Annotated in this window: 14 protein-coding genes; 6 read left to right on the forward strand and 8 right to left on the reverse strand. The window is 55.9% G+C overall.

All coding sequences use genetic code 11. The features are described from left to right. The first annotated feature begins 6 nt into the window (after positions 1-6). The 3 genes from htpG to hemH all read left to right on the forward strand — a co-directional run bounded on the left by htpG (position 7) and on the right by hemH (position 3,807). Positions 7-1,881, forward strand: a complete 1,875-nt coding sequence (htpG, locus tag ACSZPU_RS01515; RefSeq protein WP_498994765.1) for a molecular chaperone HtpG — start codon at positions 7-9, stop codon at positions 1,879-1,881. 206 nt (positions 1,882-2,087) lie between these two features. After that, entirely contained in the window at positions 2,088-2,732 is a 645-nt protein-coding gene (gene adk, locus ACSZPU_RS01520; RefSeq protein ID WP_498994767.1) for an adenylate kinase, read from the forward strand. 112 nt (positions 2,733-2,844) lie between these two features. Beyond that, on the forward strand, positions 2,845-3,807 hold the full coding sequence (hemH, locus tag ACSZPU_RS01525; RefSeq protein ID WP_498994769.1) for a ferrochelatase: 963 nt from the start codon (positions 2,845-2,847) through the stop codon (positions 3,805-3,807). Here the strand turns inward: hemH and aes are convergent. Further along, entirely contained in the window at positions 3,804-4,766 is a 963-nt protein-coding gene (gene aes, locus ACSZPU_RS01530) for an acetyl esterase (protein ID WP_498994771.1), read from the reverse strand. The genes hemH and aes overlap by 4 nt on opposite strands. A 158-nt stretch (positions 4,767-4,924) precedes the next feature. Here aes and ACSZPU_RS01535 point away from each other — a divergent pair, with 158 nt between their 5' ends. Next, positions 4,925-6,229 (forward strand): inosine/guanosine kinase, encoded by a 1,305-nt coding sequence (locus ACSZPU_RS01535; RefSeq protein ID WP_498994837.1) that lies wholly within the window; start codon positions 4,925-4,927, stop codon positions 6,227-6,229. 141 nt (positions 6,230-6,370) lie between these two features. Here the strand turns inward: ACSZPU_RS01535 and ybaL are convergent, their stop codons facing one another. Both ybaL and ACSZPU_RS01545 read right to left on the reverse strand, forming a co-directional pair. After that, entirely contained in the window at positions 6,371-8,047 is a 1,677-nt protein-coding gene (ybaL, locus tag ACSZPU_RS01540) for a YbaL family putative K(+) efflux transporter (RefSeq protein WP_498994773.1), read from the reverse strand. 231 nt (positions 8,048-8,278) lie between these two features. After that, the gene (locus ACSZPU_RS01545; protein ID WP_498994775.1) at positions 8,279-9,499 is read right to left on the reverse strand and encodes an MFS transporter; all 1,221 of its coding nucleotides are present in this window, start codon (positions 9,497-9,499) and stop codon (positions 8,279-8,281) included. A 168-nt stretch (positions 9,500-9,667) separates the two neighbouring features. On the opposite strand from ACSZPU_RS01545, the gene ushA reads away from it, so the two are divergent. Next, entirely contained in the window at positions 9,668-11,320 is a 1,653-nt protein-coding gene (gene ushA, locus ACSZPU_RS01550) for a bifunctional UDP-sugar hydrolase/5'-nucleotidase UshA (protein WP_498994777.1), read from the forward strand. A gap of 234 nt (positions 11,321-11,554) precedes the next feature. Here the strand turns inward: ushA and ybaK are convergent, their stop codons facing one another. The 3 genes from ybaK to copA all read right to left on the reverse strand — a co-directional run bounded on the left by ybaK (position 11,555) and on the right by copA (position 15,607). Beyond that, positions 11,555-12,034: a Cys-tRNA(Pro)/Cys-tRNA(Cys) deacylase YbaK gene (gene ybaK, locus ACSZPU_RS01555; protein WP_498994779.1), complete on the reverse strand. Its 480-nt coding sequence runs from the start codon at positions 12,032-12,034 to the stop codon at positions 11,555-11,557. A gap of 186 nt (positions 12,035-12,220) precedes the next feature. Continuing rightward, the gene (locus tag ACSZPU_RS01560) at positions 12,221-13,021 is read right to left on the reverse strand and encodes a TraB/GumN family protein (protein WP_498994839.1); all 801 of its coding nucleotides are present in this window, start codon (positions 13,019-13,021) and stop codon (positions 12,221-12,223) included. Between the two features lie 84 nt (positions 13,022-13,105). Then, complete coding sequence (gene copA, locus ACSZPU_RS01565) at positions 13,106-15,607, reverse strand: copper-exporting P-type ATPase CopA (RefSeq protein WP_498994781.1); 2,502 nt, start codon at positions 15,605-15,607, stop codon at positions 13,106-13,108. Between the two features lie 100 nt (positions 15,608-15,707). Here copA and cueR point away from each other — a divergent pair, with 100 nt between their 5' ends. After that, on the forward strand, positions 15,708-16,124 hold the full coding sequence (gene cueR / locus ACSZPU_RS01570; RefSeq protein WP_498994783.1) for a Cu(I)-responsive transcriptional regulator: 417 nt from the start codon (positions 15,708-15,710) through the stop codon (positions 16,122-16,124). Here the strand turns inward: cueR and ACSZPU_RS01575 are convergent. Next, positions 16,114-16,815, reverse strand: coding sequence for a DUF3142 domain-containing protein (locus tag ACSZPU_RS01575; RefSeq protein ID WP_498994785.1), 702 nt, complete (start codon positions 16,813-16,815; stop codon positions 16,114-16,116). The two genes, cueR and ACSZPU_RS01575, sit on opposite strands and share 11 nt — an antisense overlap. Further along, complete coding sequence (locus ACSZPU_RS01580; protein WP_498994787.1) at positions 16,785-18,941, reverse strand: PA5441 family protein; 2,157 nt, start codon at positions 18,939-18,941, stop codon at positions 16,785-16,787. The genes ACSZPU_RS01575 and ACSZPU_RS01580 overlap by 31 nt, the downstream gene beginning before the upstream one ends. Positions 18,942-18,957 lie beyond the last annotated feature (16 nt).

Here is an 18,957-nt window from a genome sequence, read left to right on the forward strand (position 1 = left end):
ACTTACATGAAAGGACAAGAAACCCGCGGTTTCCAGTCAGAAGTAAAACAGCTTCTGCACCTGATGATCCATTCCCTGTATTCCAATAAAGAAATCTTCCTGCGTGAGCTTATCTCCAACGCCTCGGATGCGGCGGACAAGCTGCGTTTCCGCGCGCTGTCCAAACCGGATCTGTACGAAGGTGATGGTGAACTGCGCGTGCGCGTCTCGTTTGATAAAGACAACCGTACGCTGACCATTGCTGATAACGGTATCGGGATGAGCCGTGACGAGGTCATCGAAAACCTCGGTACCATCGCCAAGTCAGGGACGAAATCTTTCCTGGAATCTATGGGTTCCGATCAGGCGAAAGACAGCCAACTGATCGGCCAGTTTGGGGTAGGCTTCTACTCTGCGTTTATCGTTGCCGATAAAGTTACCGTGCGCACCCGTGCGGCGGGCGAAAGCGCGGATAATGGCGTGTTCTGGGAATCAGCTGGTGAGGGTGAATACACCGTTGCCGATATCAACAAACCGGAACGTGGTACCGAAATTACGCTGCATCTGCGCGAAGGCGAAGATGACTTCCTCAATGACTGGCGTGTGCGCTCGATCATCGGCAAATATTCCGATCATATCGCGCTGCCGGTTGAAATTGAGAAACAGGAAGAAGTCGACGGCGAAACCGTGCTCTCCTGGGAAAAAATCAACAAGGCCCAGGCGCTGTGGACCCGCAGCAAATCGGAAATCAACGACGACGAATATAAAGAGTTCTACAAGCATATCGCCCATGACTTTACCGACCCGCTGGCCTGGAGCCATAACCGCGTGGAAGGGAAGCAAGAGTACACCAGCCTGCTGTTTATTCCGTCGCAGGCACCGTGGGATATGTGGAACCGCGATCACAAGCACGGCCTGAAACTGTACGTGCAGCGCGTCTTTATCATGGACGACGCCGAGCAGTTTATGCCGAACTATCTGCGCTTCGTGCGCGGCCTGATAGATTCCAACGATCTGCCGCTGAACGTGTCCCGTGAAATTCTGCAGGACAGCACCGTCACCCGTAACCTGCGTAACGCGCTGACCAAACGCGCCTTACAGATGCTGGATAAGCTGGCGAAAGACGACGCGGAAAAATATCAGGGCTTCTGGAAACAGTTCGGTCTGGCGCTGAAAGAAGGTCCGGCTGAAGACAATGCCAACCAGGAAGCGATCGCCAAACTGCTGCGCTTTGCTTCTACGCACACGGACTCTTCCGAGCAGACCGTTTCGCTGGATGACTACCTCTCCCGCATGAAAGAAGGGCAGGAGAAAATCTACTTTATCACTGCCGACAGCTACGCCGCAGCGAAGAGCAGCCCGCATCTGGAGCTGCTGCGTAAGAAAGGTATCGAAGTTCTGCTGCTCTCCGATCGTATTGATGAGTGGATGATGAGCTACCTGACCGAGTTCAGCGGTAAGCCGTTCCAGTCCGTCTCTAAAGCCGATGAGTCGCTGGATAAACTGGCTGATGAAGTGGATGAAACCACCAAAGAAGCAGAAAAAGCCCTGGAGCCGTTCGTCGATCGCGTGAAAAACCTGCTGGGCGAACGCGTGAAAGAGGTGCGCCTGACGCATCGTCTGACCGATACGCCGGCGATTGTCACCACCGACAACGACGAAATGAGCACCCAGATGGCGAAACTGTTTGCCGCTGCGGGCCAGAGCGTGCCGGAAGTGAAGTACATCTTCGAACTGAACCCGGATCACCCGCTGGTGAAACGTACTGCTAATACTCAGGACGACGCGAAGTTTGGCGAATGGGTGGAACTGCTGATGGATCAGGCGCTGCTGGCTGAACGCGGTACGCTGGAAGATCCGAACCAGTTTATCCGCCGTATGAACCAACTGCTGGTGTCTTAACCCTCAAAGAACCCTCTCCCCGCGCCGATTTTCTCCCTCTCTCTGTGGGAGAGGGCCGGGGGGAGGGCATCAAATGGCGCTAATTCCACAATAACTGCGCCACTAACCGTTTCAGCCGTTCCACCTTCCTTGAGCCATACTCATTCTGGTGGTATCGTTTAGCGCTTTTTTGAAAAATTGAATCGACATTTGAGGGGATTTCCGCAATGCGTATTATTCTGCTTGGCGCTCCGGGCGCGGGTAAAGGAACTCAGGCACAGTTCATTATGGAGAAATACGGTATTCCGCAAATCTCCACGGGCGACATGCTCCGCGCCGCCGTTAAATCAGGCAGCGAACTGGGCAAACAAGCAAAAGACATCATGGATGCCGGTAAACTGGTGACTGACGAGCTGGTTATCGCCCTGGTGAAAGAGCGTATTGCACAGGAAGATTGCCGCAACGGTTTCCTGCTGGACGGCTTCCCGCGCACTATCCCTCAGGCTGATGCCATGAAAGAAGCGGGCATCAACGTCGATTATGTTCTGGAATTTGACGTACCGGACGAACTGATCGTTGACCGTATTATTGGTCGTCGCGTACACGCCGCTTCTGGCCGCGTTTACCACATCAAATTCAATCCGCCGAAAGTTGAAGGCAAAGACGACGTGACCGGCGAAGAGCTGACCACCCGTAAAGATGATCAGGAAGAGACTGTACGTAAGCGTCTGGTGGAATACCACCAGATGACCGCTCCGCTGATTGGTTACTACTCCAAAGAAGCGCAGGCGGGTAACACCCAGTACGCGAAAGTTGACGGTACCAAAGCCGTAGCTGACGTGCGCGTAGAGCTGGAAAAAATCCTCGGCTAATCGCCTTTATCCCCGGTATTCGCCGGGGATAATCCCTCAATCGCTGTGATTGGTTTTGTTTACGCGCTTTTCAGTTACAATCATTAACCAGTTCAATGGTTAAGAGGCGCGAATGAGTCAGGCGAAAACAGGTATTCTGCTGGCCAATCTTGGTACCCCCGATGCACCCACTCCCGAGGCCGTTAAGCGCTATTTGCGGCAATTCTTAAGCGATCCGCGCGTCGTTGATACGCCCCGTTTACTGTGGTGGCCGTTGCTGCGTGGCGTCATTTTGCCCATTCGTTCCCCGCGTGTTGCAAAGCTCTACCAGTCCGTGTGGATGGAAGAGGGTTCGCCGCTGATGGTCTACAGCCGCAGACAAGAGCAGGCGCTGGCAGCCCGCCTCGATAATGTTCCTGTGGCGCTGGGCATGAGCTACGGTTCACCGTCGCTGGCAAGCGCAGTGGACGATCTCCTGTCACAAGACGTTGAGCATATCGTCGTGCTGCCACTCTATCCGCAATATTCCTGTTCAACGGTGGCGGCGGTATGGGATGAACTGGCGCGCATTCTTGCCCCGAAACGCCATATCCCCGGCATCTCGTTTATTCGCGATTATGCGGATGAGCCCGCTTATATCAACGCGCTGGCAAACAGTGTGCGCGCCTCGTTCGCCCGCCACGGTGAACCGGATGTGCTGCTGCTCTCTTATCACGGCATTCCGCAGCGCTATGCGGATGAAGGCGATGATTATCCGCAGCGCTGCCGCGATACCACGCGCGAACTGGTGTCTGTGCTGGAGCTGCCGCCAGAGAAAGTCATGATGACCTTCCAGTCTCGTTTCGGTCGTGAGCCCTGGCTGACGCCGTACACCGATGAGACCATGAAAATGCTCGGTGAAAAGGGGGTAAAACATATTCAGGTAATGTGCCCAGGCTTTGCCGCCGATTGCCTGGAAACCCTTGAGGAAGTGGCCGTGCAAAACCGGGAGTTCTTCCTGGAAGCGGGCGGACAAAAGTACGAGTACATTCCTGCGCTTAATGATTCCCCCGATCATATCGACATGATGGTTCAGCTCATCCAGGCTTACCGCTAGCGGTTGTTTTCGCAAAAAAATCGTGCGCCATCGCGCAGCGCACGGTCTGCGGTCTCCATCATTCGCGAGTAATGCAGAAAAGCGTGCAGGGTGCCCGGATACATTTGGTACCGGCTGGCATGTTGGTGCGCCTGTAAGACGGCATAAAGCGTTTTGCTGTCATCAATCAGGGGATCGTATTCGGCGCTGGCAATAAAGCAGGGCGGCACATCCAGGGTGAGATCGTTATTGAACAGGCAGTAATATGGCGATTCGCGATCCTGTTCATCACGCAGATAAGCCCGATCGTAACTCTGTAAATCTTCTCGGGTTAACCCATCCCACGGGCCACCATAGAGTCGGCGGCTGCGGGAATCCTGTAAACCGTACAGACCGTAATAGAGCAGTACGCCCTTCACCTGCCCGCAATGAATGGCCCGATCCCGCAGCCACAGCGATGTCGCTAATGCCAGCATTGCCCCGGCGGAATCTCCCGCGAAACCTATCCGTTGCATGTTCAGCCCATAATTTGCGGCGTATTGCGCATAAAACTGACAAACCGCCGCCGCTTCTTCAATCGCCTGCGGGAAACGCGCTTCCGGCGAGAGTGTATAGTCGATGCCCACCACCGCGCAGCGCGTATACTGCGCCAGCAAGCGCATAATGCGATCGTGGGTGTCCAGATTGCCAAGAACAAAGCCGCCGCCGTGCAGATAAAACAACGTCGCAGGGCTGTTTTTATGCGCGGCGTAGATTCGTGTCCGAATGGGGCCGTAAGGTGTGGGCGCATCGACATCCTGGGTCGGCATCGCCGGGGTACCTGCGTTCCAGTAACGGCGTTCTTCATTGTAGGCGCGTCGTTGCGCCGGATAATCGCTTCCCTCTGGCGCAGCCGGCGGGTTGTCGTGTTGGTACTGCAATACCTGTTGCATCTCAGGTGAAATATGGTCAAGAACAGCGATTTTATTTTCTGTTTTCATGGTTCCCTCCGTTCAATTAGCCCTCATTGTAAGGATTGAGCGGGCGTAAAACGGGAGCTGTTCGACCGATATTGAACGTTCATCCGGTGCAATGCCGAGCGTCAGAGGCGGGGAATGTGCTACCATTCCCGGCCCAATCCTCACCCGTGACGACGACCATGAAATTTCCCGGTAAACGTAAATCCAAACACTACTTCCCTGTTAACGCCCGCGATCCGTTATTGCAGCAAATTCAGCCAGAAAATGAGGCAAGTGCCTCCTGGGTGGTCGGCATTGACCAGACGCTGGTGGATATCGAAGCGAAAGTGGATGACGCGTTTATCGCCCGTTACGGTCTGAGCGCCGGCCACTCGCTGGTGATTGCTGACGATGTGGCCGAGGCGCTGTATCAGGAACTGGTGCGCGAAAACCTGATTACCCACCAGTTTGCGGGCGGCACCATTGGTAACACCATGCACAACTACTCGGTGCTGGCGGACGACCGTTCGGTATTGCTGGGGGTGATGTGCAGCAACATTGAGATTGGCAGCTATGCCTATCGCTATCTGTGCAATACCTCGAGCCGTACCGATCTAAACTATCTGCAGGGCGTCGACGGTGCGATTGGCCGCTGCTTTACCCTGATCAGCGAGTCGGGTGAGCGAACTTTTGCCATTAGCCCCGGTTATATGAACCAACTGCGCCCGGAGAGCATTCCGGAGTCGGTTATCGCCGGGGCTTCTGCGTTGGTGCTGACCTCATATCTGGTGCGTTGCAATCCGGGTGAGCCGATGCCGGACGCCACCATGCAGGCCATCAGCTACGCCAAAAAGCACAACGTGCCGGTGGTCCTGACGCTGGGTACGAAGTACGTGATTGCCGATAACCCGCAGTGGTGGCAAAACTTCCTCAAAGAGCACGTTTCCATTCTGGCGATGAATGAAGAAGAGGCGCATGCGCTGACCGGAGAAAGCGATCCGCTGGTGGCCTCGGATAAAGCGCTGGACTGGGTTGATCTGGTGCTTTGCACCGCAGGACCGGTGGGGTTGTATATGGCCGGGTTTACCGAAGATGAAGCGAAACGCAAAACCCAGCATCCGCTGCTACCGGGGGCGATCGCCGAGTTTAACCAGTACGAATTCAGCCGTGCGATGCGCCATAAAGATTGCCTGCAGCCGCTGCGCATTTATTCGCATATCGCCCCGTACATGGGCGGGCCGGAAAAAATCATGAATACCAACGGGGCGGGTGATGGTGCGCTGGCGGCGTTGCTGCATGACATTACCGCCAATAATTATCACCGTATGAATGTGCCTAATTCCAGTAAACACCAGATGAGCTGGCTGACCTACTCGTCACTGGCGCAGGTGTGTAAATATGCCAACCGCGTGAGCTATCAAGTGTTGAACCAGCATGCGCCGCGTTTATCCCGCGGGCTGCCGGAGCGTGAAGACAGCCTGGAAGAGTCGTACTGGTCGCAGTAACGTTGAGTTAAATTGCTGCGTGGTTTCCCGGATGGCGCTGGCGCTTATCCGGGCTACGGTTTAGAGGCGCATGCGGGCTACGGTTTTCTCCCTCTCCCCGTGGGAGAGGGCCGGGGCGAGGACATCAGGCCGCACGGACCTTTACCCGGTTACCGCCTCAACCACAGTCGGTTTCTCCAGCAGCGTCAGCATGGTGTTAGCGATCTCGCGTTCGCCCATTACCACCTGATTGGCACCGCGCTCCATAATGTATTCCACTTCATCGTCATAATGAGCGCGGGCGATAATCTCAATATTCGGGCATTTCTCGCGTGCGGTAGTGACAATTTCGCCCGCTTCATAGCCGTTTGGAATCGTCAGCAGTAGCCAGCGGGCACACTCCAGATGCGCCAGACTCATGATCTCTTCGTTAGCCGCATTGCCCAGCACGGCGCGAATACCACGCTCGCGCAGTTCATCCACGCGGGTGCGGGATGTCTCGATGACCACCAGCGGGATCCCCAGAGCCATCAGCTTTTCGCCTAACAGACTGCCGACACGGCCAAAGCCAACCAGCAGCGCGTGGTTGCAAATATCCACCGGGATCTGTTTCTCTTCCTCGATGGCTTCTTCCAGGGTTTGCTCTTCCAGCGTTTCGGTTTTATCGAGGTATTTTTCCAGCAGCGCGAACAGCACCGGGTTCAGCATGATGGAGAGGATCGCCCCCGCCAGCACCAGGTTTTGCCCGGCCTGCGGCAGTAACCCCAGCGCCATACCCAGTCCGGCAAGAATAAAGGCAAACTCACCAATTTGGGCCAGACTGGCGGAAATGGTCAGGGCCGTACGCTGCGAGTGACCGAACAGACGCACCAGGAAAAAGGCAGCAACCGATTTACCGAAAATGATGATCGCCAGCGTGCCCAGCACCGCCAGAGGTTGATTGATCAGCACCAGCGGGTCAAACAACATACCTACGGAGACAAAGAACAGCACCGCGAACGCATCGCGCAGCGGCAGGGTATCGTGCGCGGCGCGGTGGCTCAATTCGGATTCGTTGAGCACCATCCCGGCGAAGAATGCTCCCAGAGCGAAGGAGACATCAAAGAGTTCAACGGCACCGAAGGCGATACCGAGTGCCAGTGCCAGCACCGAGAGCGTAAAGAGTTCGCGAGAACCGGTTGCCGCGCTACGCGCCATAATCCACGGCACTAGGCGGCGGCCCACCAGCATCATGATGGCGATAAAGGCGACCACTTTACCGATGGTGATGCCCATGTCGACCGCCAGCGTTGCCAGCCCCACGTTGCCTTTTTCCACCATCCCGGCAATGGCGGGCAGCAGGACCAGCGTCAGGACCATCACCAGGTCTTCAACAATCAGCCAGCCGATGGCGATTTGCCCGCGCTGGCTATCAATCAGCTGTCGTTCTTCAAGCGCGCGCAGCAGCACCACGGTACTGGCGGTTGAGAGACAGAGTCCAAACACGATGCCGGTCATCAGCGACCAGCCTAATGTTGCGGAGAGCGCCATACCCAGGAGCGTGGCGACGGCAATTTGCGCTATCGCTCCGGGAATGGCGATGGACTTTACCGCCATCAGATCCTTTAAAGAGAAATGCAGACCCACGCCAAACATCAGCAGGATAACGCCCAACTCCGCCAGTTCCGGCGCCAGCTTGGTATCGGCAACGAAGCCTGGAGTAAATGGCCCGGCCAGCACACCCGCTAACAGATAACCCACCAGAGGAGAAATTCGAAGTTTATTGGCAATCATGCCGAGGATAAAAGCGAGGACAAGCCCGCCGACAATGGTGGTGATAAGCGGTGTGGCGTGATGCATTCCGTCTCCTTTCGTTAATGCGTGGATCCATTTTGGTTTTTAACCAAAACTCGAGTTACAGTTTATGACAATTTTAGGCATTGTGTTTATGAATAATTGTTGAATTCTGAAGAAAATGGCACGTTGGGCGAAATTAAACGGGAATCCGGCCATAGACAGCAGAGATCCCGTTGTAAGTGCATGTTTGCCTGAGAAGTGAGAGGCCAAAGCCAGGCTTTGGCCGAAGGGAAATCACGCTTTATGGCGATTATCGGGCAGGAATATCGTCAGAATCCCCAGTAAGGGCAGGTAAGCACAGATTTTGTAGACCAGATCGATACTGGTATGGTCGGCAATCACGCCAAGTACCGCGGCGCCAAGGCCACCCATACCGAACGCAAAGCCGAAGAACAGCCCGGAAACCATGCCGATACGCCCGGGTAACAGCTCCTGAGCGTACACCAGGATGGCGGAAAACGCCGAAGCCAGCACAAACCCAATGATCACCGTCAATACGCCGGTCCAGAACAGAGTTGCATAGGGTAAAAGCAGGGTAAAGGGCGCGACACCGAGGATAGAGCCCCAAATCACATATTTTCGCCCGATCTTATCGCCGACAGGCCCGCCAATCACTGTCCCGGCCGCAACGGCGAACAGGAAGATAAACAGGTGAATCTGCGCATTCTGGATGGATAAATCGAACTTATGCATCAGATAAAAGGTGAAATAGCTGCTGATGCTCGCCATATAGAAATATTTCGAGAAAATCAGCACCAGCAGGATGCAAACCGCCAGAACCACTTTGTTGCGCGGCAGCGGATTGATGACCGGCGCAGCTGCTTTACCTTTGTTCACCCGGTGTTGCGCGGCATACCAGCGACTCACCTGCGCCAGTACAACGATAGCCAACAGCGCCGCCAGCACGAACCAGGCGACATTGCCTTTGCCGTAAGGGGCAATAATGATAGCCGCCAGCAGGGGACCCAGTGAGCTACCGAAATTCCCGCCCACCTGGAAGATGGATTGCGCCAGGCCGTGGCGTCCGCCAGAGGCCATACGCGCCACGCGAGAGGATTCCGGATGGAACACCGATGACCCGGTCCCGACCAGGGCGGCGGCAATCAGCACTGTTTCAAAACTGCCCGACAGCGCCAGCAGTACCAGCCCGCTCAGGGTAAAGCACATGCCGATGGGCAGTGACCACGGCATTGGGTGCTTATCCGTCCAGTATCCGACGATAGGCTGTAGTAATGATGACGACACCTGGAAGGTCAGGGTGATCATCCCTATCTGCAAGAACGAGAGGGAAAACTCATTTTGCAGCAGCGGGTAAATCGCCAGAATCAGCGACTGAATCATGTCGTTAAGCAGATGGGAGACGCTTATTGCACCAAGGATGCCAAAGGAGGTGCGAGCCTTAGAAACTGCCCCGGAGGACGGGGTCAGCGGCTGAGGAGTTTCACTGATTGCCATAAATACTCTGTCTGGTTTAGCGATGTAGGAAATGTCAGAACCGTAATAGTTATCTGGCTAACATACCTGCGGATAAGGTTTGAAGGAAGTCGCAATTCTGAAAACTTATTTGTCTATTCTTGCTATGCACAGTACTTTTGCGTTTGTTAATGAATCAGGGAGAGAAGCATGAAGTTGTTAAAAAAGAGCATGGTGCTGGTGCTGCTGGCCGCTTTTACTCTGGCAAGTGGTTCTGCTCAGGCTTATGAGCAGGACAAAACCTACAAGATAACCATTCTGCATACCAACGATCACCACGGCCACTTCTGGCGCAGCGACTACGGTGAATACGGCTTATCGGCGCAAAAAACGCTGGTGGACGGTATTCGTAAAGAGGTGGCAGCCGAGGGCGGCAGTGTACTGCTGCTTTCCGGTGGTGATATCAACACCGGCGTGCCGGAATCCGACCTGCAGGACGCGGAACCCGATTTTCGCGGTATGAACCTGATTGGCTACGACGCAATGGCGGTGGGCAATCACGAGTTTGATAACCCGATGAGCGTGCTGCGTCAGCAGGAAAAATGGGCAAAATTCCCGTTCCTTTCTGCCAATATTTATCAGAAAAGCACCGGTGAGCGTCTCTTTAAGCCGTGGATGATTTTTGATAAGCAAGGGCTGAAAATCGCGGTGATCGGTTTGACCACCGACGACACGGCAAAAATCGGTAATCCCGAGTATTTCACCGATATCGAATTCCGCAAACCGGCGGACGAAGCAAAGCTGGTGATTGAAGAGTTGCAACAAACCCAGAAGCCGGACGTGATCCTTGCCACTACCCATATGGGGCATTACGACAATGGTGAGCACGGCTCCAATGCGCCGGGCGATGTGGAAATGGCGCGCAGCCTGCCAACTGGGTCTCTGGCGATGATTGTAGGTGGTCACTCACAAGACCCGGTGTGCATGGCATCGGAAAACAAAAAGCAGGTGGACTATGTACCGGGTACGCCCTGCGCACCGGATCAGCAAAACGGCATCTGGATTGTTCAGGCCCACGAATGGGGCAAGTACGTGGGGCGTGCGGACTTTGAGTTTCGTAATGGCGAGATGAAGCTGGTGCGTTATCAACTGATTCCAGTGAATCTCAAGAAGAAAATCACCTACGATAATGGCAAGAGTGAGCGCGTACTCTACACCCCGGAAATCCAGGAAAACCAACAAATGCTCTCCCTGCTGACGCCTTTCCAGAACAAAGGCAAAGCGCAACTGGGGGTCAAAATCGGCAACACCAATGGTCACCTTGAAGGCGATCGCAGTAAAGTCCGCTTTGTGCAGACCAACCTGGCGCGCCTGATTCTGGCCGGGCAGATGGCGCGCACCAGTGCTGACCTCGCGGTGATGAGCGGCGGTGGCGTACGTGATTCCATTGAACAGGGCGATATTACTTACAAAGATGTGCTGAAAGTTCAGCCATTTGGCAACACCCTTGTTTATGCCGATATGAGCGGTAAAGAGCTGGTCGACTATCTGACCGCCGTGGCAAAAATGAAGCCGGACTCCGGTGCTTATCCGCAGTTTGCTAACGTCAGTTTTGTGGCGAAGAACGGCGTGCTGAACGACCTGAAAATCAAAGGTGAGGCCATTGATCCGGCAAAAACCTACCGTCTGGCAACGTTAAGCTTTAATGCCACCGGGGGTGATGGTTATCCGCACATCGACGATAAACCGGGCTACGTCAACACCGGCTTTATTGATGCAGAGGTGCTCAAGCAGTTTATTGAACAAAACTCGCCGCTGGATGTGGGTAATTACCAGCCGAAGGGTGAAGTGAGCTGGCAATAATGTTGCCCTCACCCTGGCCCTCTCCCCGACCCGAAAGTCAGACGGCATAAGACGAGTGGACCGCGAAGCGGCGATTTTCCTGGCCGGGAGCCCGGGTCGCCAGGGTGGTGGCGATGAGCCACCCTGGCACGTTCACGGGTTCTGTCGCGATAGAAAAGCAAAGAACATAAGGTGAACGGAATGACCACCAGCGCCGCATTTTCCCCTCACCCTGAGGGCCAGGTGAGGGAACGGTTAATCCCGGCGGGCGATATCGGCAAACGTCGCGTCCAGCATTTTTGCCAGATCGCTTGCCACCAGCTCAATATCCAGACCGCGTTTGCCGCCGGAAACGTAAATGGTGGCAAATTCCTGCGCCGGCGCGTCAATCAATGTCGGCAGACGTTTCTTCTGCCCCAGTGGGCTAATACCACCCACCAGATAACCCGTTGTGCGCTGCGCGACCATCGGGTCGGCCATGTCCACTTTCTTCGCGCCCAGTGCCTTCGCGACCTTTTTCAAATCCAGCTGTCCGGCAACTGGTGTCACCGCCACGGCCAAATGCTTCATATCACCGTTGACCGCAACCAGCAGCGTTTTGTACACCTGATCGGCGTTGAGACCGAGTTTGCGCACCACCTCATCACCAAAATTGGTCTCGTTTGGATCGTGGTCGTAGGTGTGTACCTGGAAAGGAACTTTGTTTTTTTCTAATAACTTAACGGCGGGAGTCATAGCAATCCTTCATACCACAGTGATTTCACGCGCCCAGCTTACGCCTGGTTCATCACGCAAAAATAGTACTATCTTGCGCAATAGTATTGGCAGTGGCGAAAAGTTTGAGCGACAATCCGGTAGTCCGAAGCACGAGCTTCGGTATAACAATAAAAACTGAAATTCCTCTTTGACGGGCCAATAATCTTATTGGCCATTTTTTTGCGCTAACAGCGACGGCAAATTCCCTTCCCCATACAGATGCAGCGCACCTGCAGCGACCACATACCGCCCCGGCGGCAGTGCCAGCAGGCGTTCACACCATGCGCGGTTACGCTGATGCATCAACACATCATGCAGCGACTGACTGAATGTCGACGGCAGCGACAGCGCCTCACCGGTGGGCGGCGATTCCAGCCACCAGCTCATCATCACCTGCAGCAAACGCGCGTTCTCACGCCAGTGGGTCAGTGTGTCTTGCAGCAATTCGAGACCATCATCCGCCAGTTGACGCAAAATGGCGACCTGGTTCTCCGTGCCTTCCAGTTCAATCACCGGGGTTGAGAACTGGCGCGCCGCCTGTAGCAACTGGTAATCAATGCCGTAGTCCGGACGAAGGCCCAGCCGCTGTGCCTGCATGGCCTGTAACACCAGTGCGATATGCCAGGCAGGGCGGGTTTCAAACTCTTCCTGCGACAAATCAAGACCTTCGATGGTCTCCGCCAGAGCGGTGAGAAGCTCAGGGCTAAGGCGCTCTGCCAGGGGCGGGGAATCGGGGATGTCGACAAAAGGTGAACCGCCGCTGGCGACGTCGGCTTCGACAATCAGCGCATCGGCTTTGCGCAGTTTTTGCAGCAACAGAGCGGGCAGGGGAGACATTCCCTGGGTACCCATATGGATGCTGCCAATCAGATGCAGATGGCAATTGCCCGACAACGTAATGTCAACCGCAGGCCATGCATAACGGCGCGTGCGGAAAACGTTTTTTAACCAGTCAAACAGGCCCATACGCGCTTCCTGAAATGAAAACGCCATGCTAGCGCGTAGGGGAGAAAGGTGCAATTGCCCCGCCGGATGGCGGGGCGGCAGCGGTTAGTCTTTCGGCGTAAAACGCAGCAGGCGGTTGGCGTTGCTCACCACGGTAATGGACGAGAGCGCCATGGCAGCACCTGCCACTACCGGGTTCAGCAGGGTTCCCGTCAGCGGCCATAAGATCCCGGCGGCAATCGGAATGCCAAGCGAGTTATAGACAAACGCGCCGAGCAGGTTCTGCTTCATATTGCGCAACGTTGCTTTTGAGATAGCCAGCGCGTCCGCGACACCCGTCAGGCTGTGGCGCATCAGGGTGATGGCAGCGGTTTCAATCGCCACATCACTCCCACCGCCCATGGCGATTCCGACATCCGCCTGGGCCAGCGCCGGGGCATCGTTAATACCGTCGCCGACCATTGCCACACGGCGACCTTCGCGCTGCAATTTCGCAATGGCTTCGGCTTTACCGTCCGGTAACACCCCGGCGATCACTTCATCGATCCCGGCTTCTTTGGCAATGGCTTTGGCGGTGGTGGGGTTATCCCCGGTCAGCATCACCAGACGATAGCCAGCAAGATGCAGGCGTTGCAGGGCGCTGACGCTATCTTCCCGCAGCGGATCGCGAATGGCGAGCAGCGCGGCAATTTTGCCATCTACCGCCAGCAGTACGGGCGTTGCCCCTTGTGCAGCCTGTGATGCTACCTCGTCTTCCAGCGCGTGTACGGTGACCTGCTGTTGTGACAGCAGCGCCTGGTTGCCGAGCAGTAGGCTGCAGCCTTCCGCTTCGCCACTCACGCCAAGGCCGCGCAGGGTACGGAAATTATGCACCGTTGGCAGCGGCTCTTCGCCCGCTTTTTCAAGGATAGCGTGCGCCAGCGGGTGGCTGGAGCCTTGTTCCAGGGCGGCAGCAAAGCGTAGCGCCTGATGTTCGGTAAAGCCGTTCGCCGTTTTGATGGCCACCACCTGCGGCTTGCCGCGGGTCAGGGTGCCGGTTTTATCAAATACCAGCGTGTCGAGGGTGCTCGCACGTTGCAGTGCGTCGGCATCACGCACCAGTACGCCAAATTCCGCCGCGCGGCCGACGCCCGAAATGATCGACATCGGCGTTGCCAGCCCTAACGCACACGGGCAGGCGATAATCAGCACCGTGGTGGTGATCACTAGCGTATAGACGATTTGCGGCGCCGGGCCGAAGAAATACCAGATGGCGCCGCTCAGCAGGGCAATGGCCACCACGACGGGCACAAAGACCGCCGAAATTTTATCCGCCAGCTGGCCGATTTCCGGTTTACTGCTCTGCGCCTGGCGGACCATGCGAATAATACGCGACAGGGTCGTGTGGCTGCCCACCGCACTGGCGGTAAACAGCACGCTACCGTCCTGCACCACCGTCCCGGCGTGCACGGCATCGCCAATGCTTTTTTCCTGCGGAATAGGTTCGCCCGTTAACATGGCTTCATCAAACCAGGCCTCGCCCTGGCTGATTTGCCCATCCACAGCCACCCGATCGCCGGTGGTTAAACGCAGCGTCATACCGGGTTGAACCTCGGCGAGCGGCAGGTTTTTCTCACCTTCATCTGTCACTACACGCGCCGTAGGCGGCGTCAGGTCGAGGAGTTTTTCCAGCGCTTTTGAGGAACGCTGGCGCGCACGTGCTTCCAGCATATGGCCGAGGTTAATCAGACCAATGATCATCGCACTGGCTTCGTAATAGAGGTGACGCGCTTCCATCGGGAACCATTGCGGCCAGATGTTTACGCTCATCGAGTAAAGCCACGCAGCACCGGTCCCGAGCGCCACCAGAGTGTCCATGGTGGCCGTGCCGTTGGTCAGGCTTTTCCACGCGCTACGATAAAAATGGCCGCCTGCGACGATCATCACGCCCAGCGTCAGGATGCCAATAAACAGCCACAGGGAATGGTTAGCATCGGTAACCATCATGTTGTCACCCATCATCCCCCAGACCATCACCGGTACGCCGACCAGCAGGGCGACAATGGCCTGCCAGCGAAAACGTTTCATGGTGGCGTTGGCTGTTTCCTGCTGGCGCTCGCGGCGTTTTACGTCGTCTTCAATGGCTTCTGCGCCGTAACCGGCATCTTCGACGGCGCTGACTAAATCATCTGCGGAGGCGCTGCCCATCACCAGCGCAGTGCGCTCCGCCAGATTGACCCGTGCCTGAGTGACGCCCGGAACCGCCTGCAAGGCTTTCTGTACGCGGGAGACACAGCTGGCGCAACTCATGCCGTTGATTAACAGCTGCAGGCTGTCATCAAGGTCATCCGTTGCCGGAAGCTCAGGGGTGGCCGCTGTCAGTGCTTCCGACGGGATTGATGTCTCTGCCAGCGGTTTAGCCTTTGGGTGGCTAACGCTCGCACCGTACCCGGCTCGCTTGATGGTATCGATGAGCGCAGCGGCATCGGCGCTGCTGGTGATTTGTGCGTGGGTGATGGTGACATCTGCCTGCTCAACGTCAGCACGTTGTTCCAGGCTCTCTTTAACGCGTTTAACGCAGTGACCGCAGGACAGCCCGTCCAGGTCCAGCTCTATAATGTGAGACATAATTGATTTCCTGTATGATTGGTGTTCTATAACCTGATTAATCACATCTAACTGTTGAACAGGTTAAACCTTCCATCAAGTGGAAGGTCAAGGGGGAAATGTGAATATCAGTATCGTGGCGAAAAAGACCGGTTTAACCAGCAAAGCGATCCGCTTTTATGAAGATAAAGGGCTGGTGACGCCGCCGCTGCGCGGGGACAACGGCTATCGCAGCTATACCCAACAGCACATCAATGAATTGACGCTGTTACGCCAGGCACGCCAGGTGGGGTTTAATCTGGAAGAGTGTGGCGAACTGGTGAATCTGTTTAACGATCCGGCCCGTCACAGCGCGGATGTTAAAGCCCGTACACTGCAAAAAGTGGCGGAGATTGAGCGCCATATTGTCGAACTGGAAGCGATGCGTAAGCAGCTTATGTCGCTGGCGGAATCTTGCCCTGGCGATGACAGCGCCGACTGCCCGATAATCGAGAATCTCTCCGGCTGCTGCCACCACCGGGCGCACGCTAAGGGTTGAGCATAAAGATCACCGTGCCGCGATACCATGGCGACGCGGCGAGGCGCTGTTCTTCTTGCGGATCCCAGACGCCGTTTTGCACGCGTCCGACTTTAAACGGAATGCGTAGCCCGGCCAGCGCAGGCAGGTAGGCGGTGTAATCTTCAACGGTATTACGCCCCTGATAGCTTTGTACCACCAGTTCATCCACCGGCAGGGCATTCAGCGTCTTCACACTGCCGGTTTTCGCCCAGTCCAGCAGCCCGGTGACGCCCAGCGCGAACTGTGGCGAGAGGATTTCCCGTAGCCGATGCAAAAACTGCGCGTAATGATCGAGGCGGTGGGTGGCGGCATCAAAATCAATCTGCAGACCCGCCACGTTATTACCGGCAGCCTGCCAGCGTAGCAGCAGGCGGTTCAGGCGTGCCAGCATCTCATCGGAAACATCCAGCGTGGTCATGCGCACGGTCAGCCAGATACGAGGAAACGTCAGGCGGCTAACCGGCAATCCCTTGCGTTCAAATACGGCGACACCTGAAAGGGCGACAACATCGCCCTGATGCAGATAGACGGTGCGGGCGTCGCGCAGCGTATCGCGTGTTTTGACGCCCGACCACAACCAGAAATCCTGTCCACCTGCCGCGCTTGCCGCAGACATAAACAGGATGCTGATAAAGGCGATTACCAGTAATACTTGAGGCTTTTCGCCCATACGCTTCCCGGATACGTGCGCTTGAGTTGCTGGAACCAGGCTTTGCGTACGGCTTTATCGACATCTTCGCCGCCACAGTCGTTGTAGCCTGATGGCGCATAGCACATCACCGCGCGATAAAGCGCATAGCTCTTATCTTCCGGTTCCGCTTTCGCGTCGTTAATCACCTGCTGATACCACGCCAGACGATGGGGCTGCCCGGAGAAGCCTTCCTCATGCGTGGCCTTGTCGAGGACATCGTTGCCCCCCTGGTCTTTCGCCAGACTGATGACAATTTGCGTGGTGCGGAAAAACTCGCCCAGGCAGTTAAGGGCGTGGGCGTCCTGCGGATTTTTACTCAGCACGCCGACGGTGTCATTCAACGATGCACAGGCATAAGCTTTTTCCGGGCTGGTGCCTGTCCAGGCAAAGGCGCTGACATCCACATCGTCAAACGCCTCTCCTGGAATGGCGTCAGTGATCGCCGTGAGCAGCGATTTATCCTGTAGCCAGTCGGCATAGTGGCCCTGTGCCAGATCCTGCGTCAGCAACGTATGCAGGGCTATGGTGCGCTCTTCGTTGTTAGGCCCGTGGGCTGCCTGCTGGCGCAGTAACTCACGCGGAGCTTTGGTTTTCAGCACCAGTGAGCGGTAGCGCAGGTTGGTGACCCGGCTATCGGGGGCAAAAATTTTATCCAGCGCATTACTGTTGACCAGCGTGGCCGCCAGTTTTGCCTGTAACAGCTGTTGCTGCTCAACGTCTTTACTTATATCCAGCAGATGCAGCCAGTGATCGCGTGCGGCAGCCCATTGCTGCTGGCCCATCAGTGCATCGCCGTACAGCGCCTGTTCACTAAAGGCGAGAATGTTGTGCTCGGGCAGATTCTGCGCCGGGGTAATATCTTTCACCACCGTGGCGTAATCCTGCTTGTTGTAAGCCAGCATCAGACGCAGGTAATTCCACAGGTCGGCGCGTTTGTTTTTCTCGAAATCGGCCTTGAGGCCATCGAGGTAAGCCTGATCGACACAGCGCTCGTGATTTTCGCACTGGTTATCGCGCATCAGCCGCAGGGTCTGGATAAAAGTCAGCAGCGAGGCATCGGGGGCACTCAGAAAATAGCCGTCACCCCAGGTCAGATCTTTACTGAGCAGCTTGTTATCACTCTCGTTAATCAGGGCGCTCAGCGCGTCGCTGTCGGCGGCCTGCGGCAGAATGCGCTCATAGAGCGTCGCCAGTGTGTTCCAGTCCTGCAGGTACCAGTTGATGCGGCGCTGCAAGCCCTGGGTTGAGTCGGCGTATTTACCCTGTGGCCATTTTTTGAGGTAGCTTTCCGCACTATCCCGCGCCTGTTGCGCGAGCGTTTTATCCACTTTGGTGACATCAAAATCACCGTATTCGCCGTTAGCATTTTCACTGCTGGCGTTGAGCGCGTTACGCATCAGCATGTAGCTGGCGGTTTCGGCAATCCACGGCTGCGGGTTGGTGCTAAGGGCGCTAAATCCCTGGCCTGCGGTGGCGTAATTCCCGGCGTAAAACTGGTTTGCGGCCTGCAAATAATCGCGAAACGCGCTGGCGGAGCCTTCCGGTAGGGCGAGCTTGTTGAGTTCATCCTGGGCATTACTGCTGCCATCGACAAGCAGACGCGTTTTTGCCAGCGTCTTGCGCAGCTCCGGGGTAAGGGACGTATCGGCAATCAGTGCGGCGAAAAAGTCCGACAGCGTATCAGTGTTCAGCGATACAAAACGGTTTTCGTTTTCGTCCTGTAGCGACGTCAGGTGATTGATCGACTCGGCATCCAGTCCCAGGGTGGTAATTTGATGACTCAGGGGATCATCGCCAGTTGTGGCATCTGTGTCGTCATCCACCGGGGGATCGTAATCCAGCATATGCATACCGAAATAGAAATCCCGGCTGCGGGTGATATCTGTCGGGACAGGCTGGCGCAGAGATGAAAAACCTTTTTGCTCATCCAGCAGGCGCAGCAGGTTGTCGCGGGTGTCGTTTGCCACGCCAAGGACCGGCGGGCTGACCAGAAAACAGCCTGGGCTCGCCCAGGCACATGAATCCATATCCATTGAGGCCAGCGCAGCGCTGCTGGCGGCAAATGAGAGGCACAGGCCCAGCGTGAGGTGGCTTTTTTTCACCATCGTTCCTTGCGTTTAA

The sequence above is a fragment of the Phytobacter sp. V69 genome (genome assembly GCF_965644215.1).
Classification (GTDB): Bacteria; Pseudomonadota; Gammaproteobacteria; order Enterobacterales; family Enterobacteriaceae; genus Phytobacter.

Bases quoted from the DNA above. Each gene is read 5' to 3' on its own strand.
- ushA (WP_498994777.1), top strand. From the start codon at position 9,668: ATGAAGTTGTTAAAAAAGAGCATGGTGCTGGTGCTGCTGGCCGCTTTT.
- ACSZPU_RS01535 (WP_498994837.1), top strand. From the start codon at position 4,925: ATGAAATTTCCCGGTAAACGTAAATCCAAACACTACTTCCCTGTTAAC.
- adk (WP_498994767.1), top strand. From the start codon at position 2,088: ATGCGTATTATTCTGCTTGGCGCTCCGGGCGCGGGTAAAGGAACTCAG.
- ybaK (WP_498994779.1), bottom strand. From the start codon at position 12,034: ATGACTCCCGCCGTTAAGTTATTAGAAAAAAACAAAGTTCCTTTCCAG.
- aes (WP_498994771.1), bottom strand. From the start codon at position 4,766: ATGAAAACAGAAAATAAAATCGCTGTTCTTGACCATATTTCACCTGAG.
- ACSZPU_RS01545 (WP_498994775.1), bottom strand. From the start codon at position 9,499: ATGGCAATCAGTGAAACTCCTCAGCCGCTGACCCCGTCCTCCGGGGCA.
- ACSZPU_RS01560 (WP_498994839.1), bottom strand. From the start codon at position 13,021: ATGGGCCTGTTTGACTGGTTAAAAAACGTTTTCCGCACGCGCCGTTAT.
- htpG (WP_498994765.1), top strand. From the start codon at position 7: ATGAAAGGACAAGAAACCCGCGGTTTCCAGTCAGAAGTAAAACAGCTT.
- ACSZPU_RS01575 (WP_498994785.1), bottom strand. From the start codon at position 16,815: ATGGGCGAAAAGCCTCAAGTATTACTGGTAATCGCCTTTATCAGCATC.
- ybaL (WP_498994773.1), bottom strand. From the start codon at position 8,047: ATGCATCACGCCACACCGCTTATCACCACCATTGTCGGCGGGCTTGTC.
- hemH (WP_498994769.1), top strand. From the start codon at position 2,845: ATGAGTCAGGCGAAAACAGGTATTCTGCTGGCCAATCTTGGTACCCCC.
- copA (WP_498994781.1), bottom strand. From the start codon at position 15,607: ATGTCTCACATTATAGAGCTGGACCTGGACGGGCTGTCCTGCGGTCAC.
- ACSZPU_RS01580 (WP_498994787.1), bottom strand. From the start codon at position 18,941: ATGGTGAAAAAAAGCCACCTCACGCTGGGCCTGTGCCTCTCATTTGCC.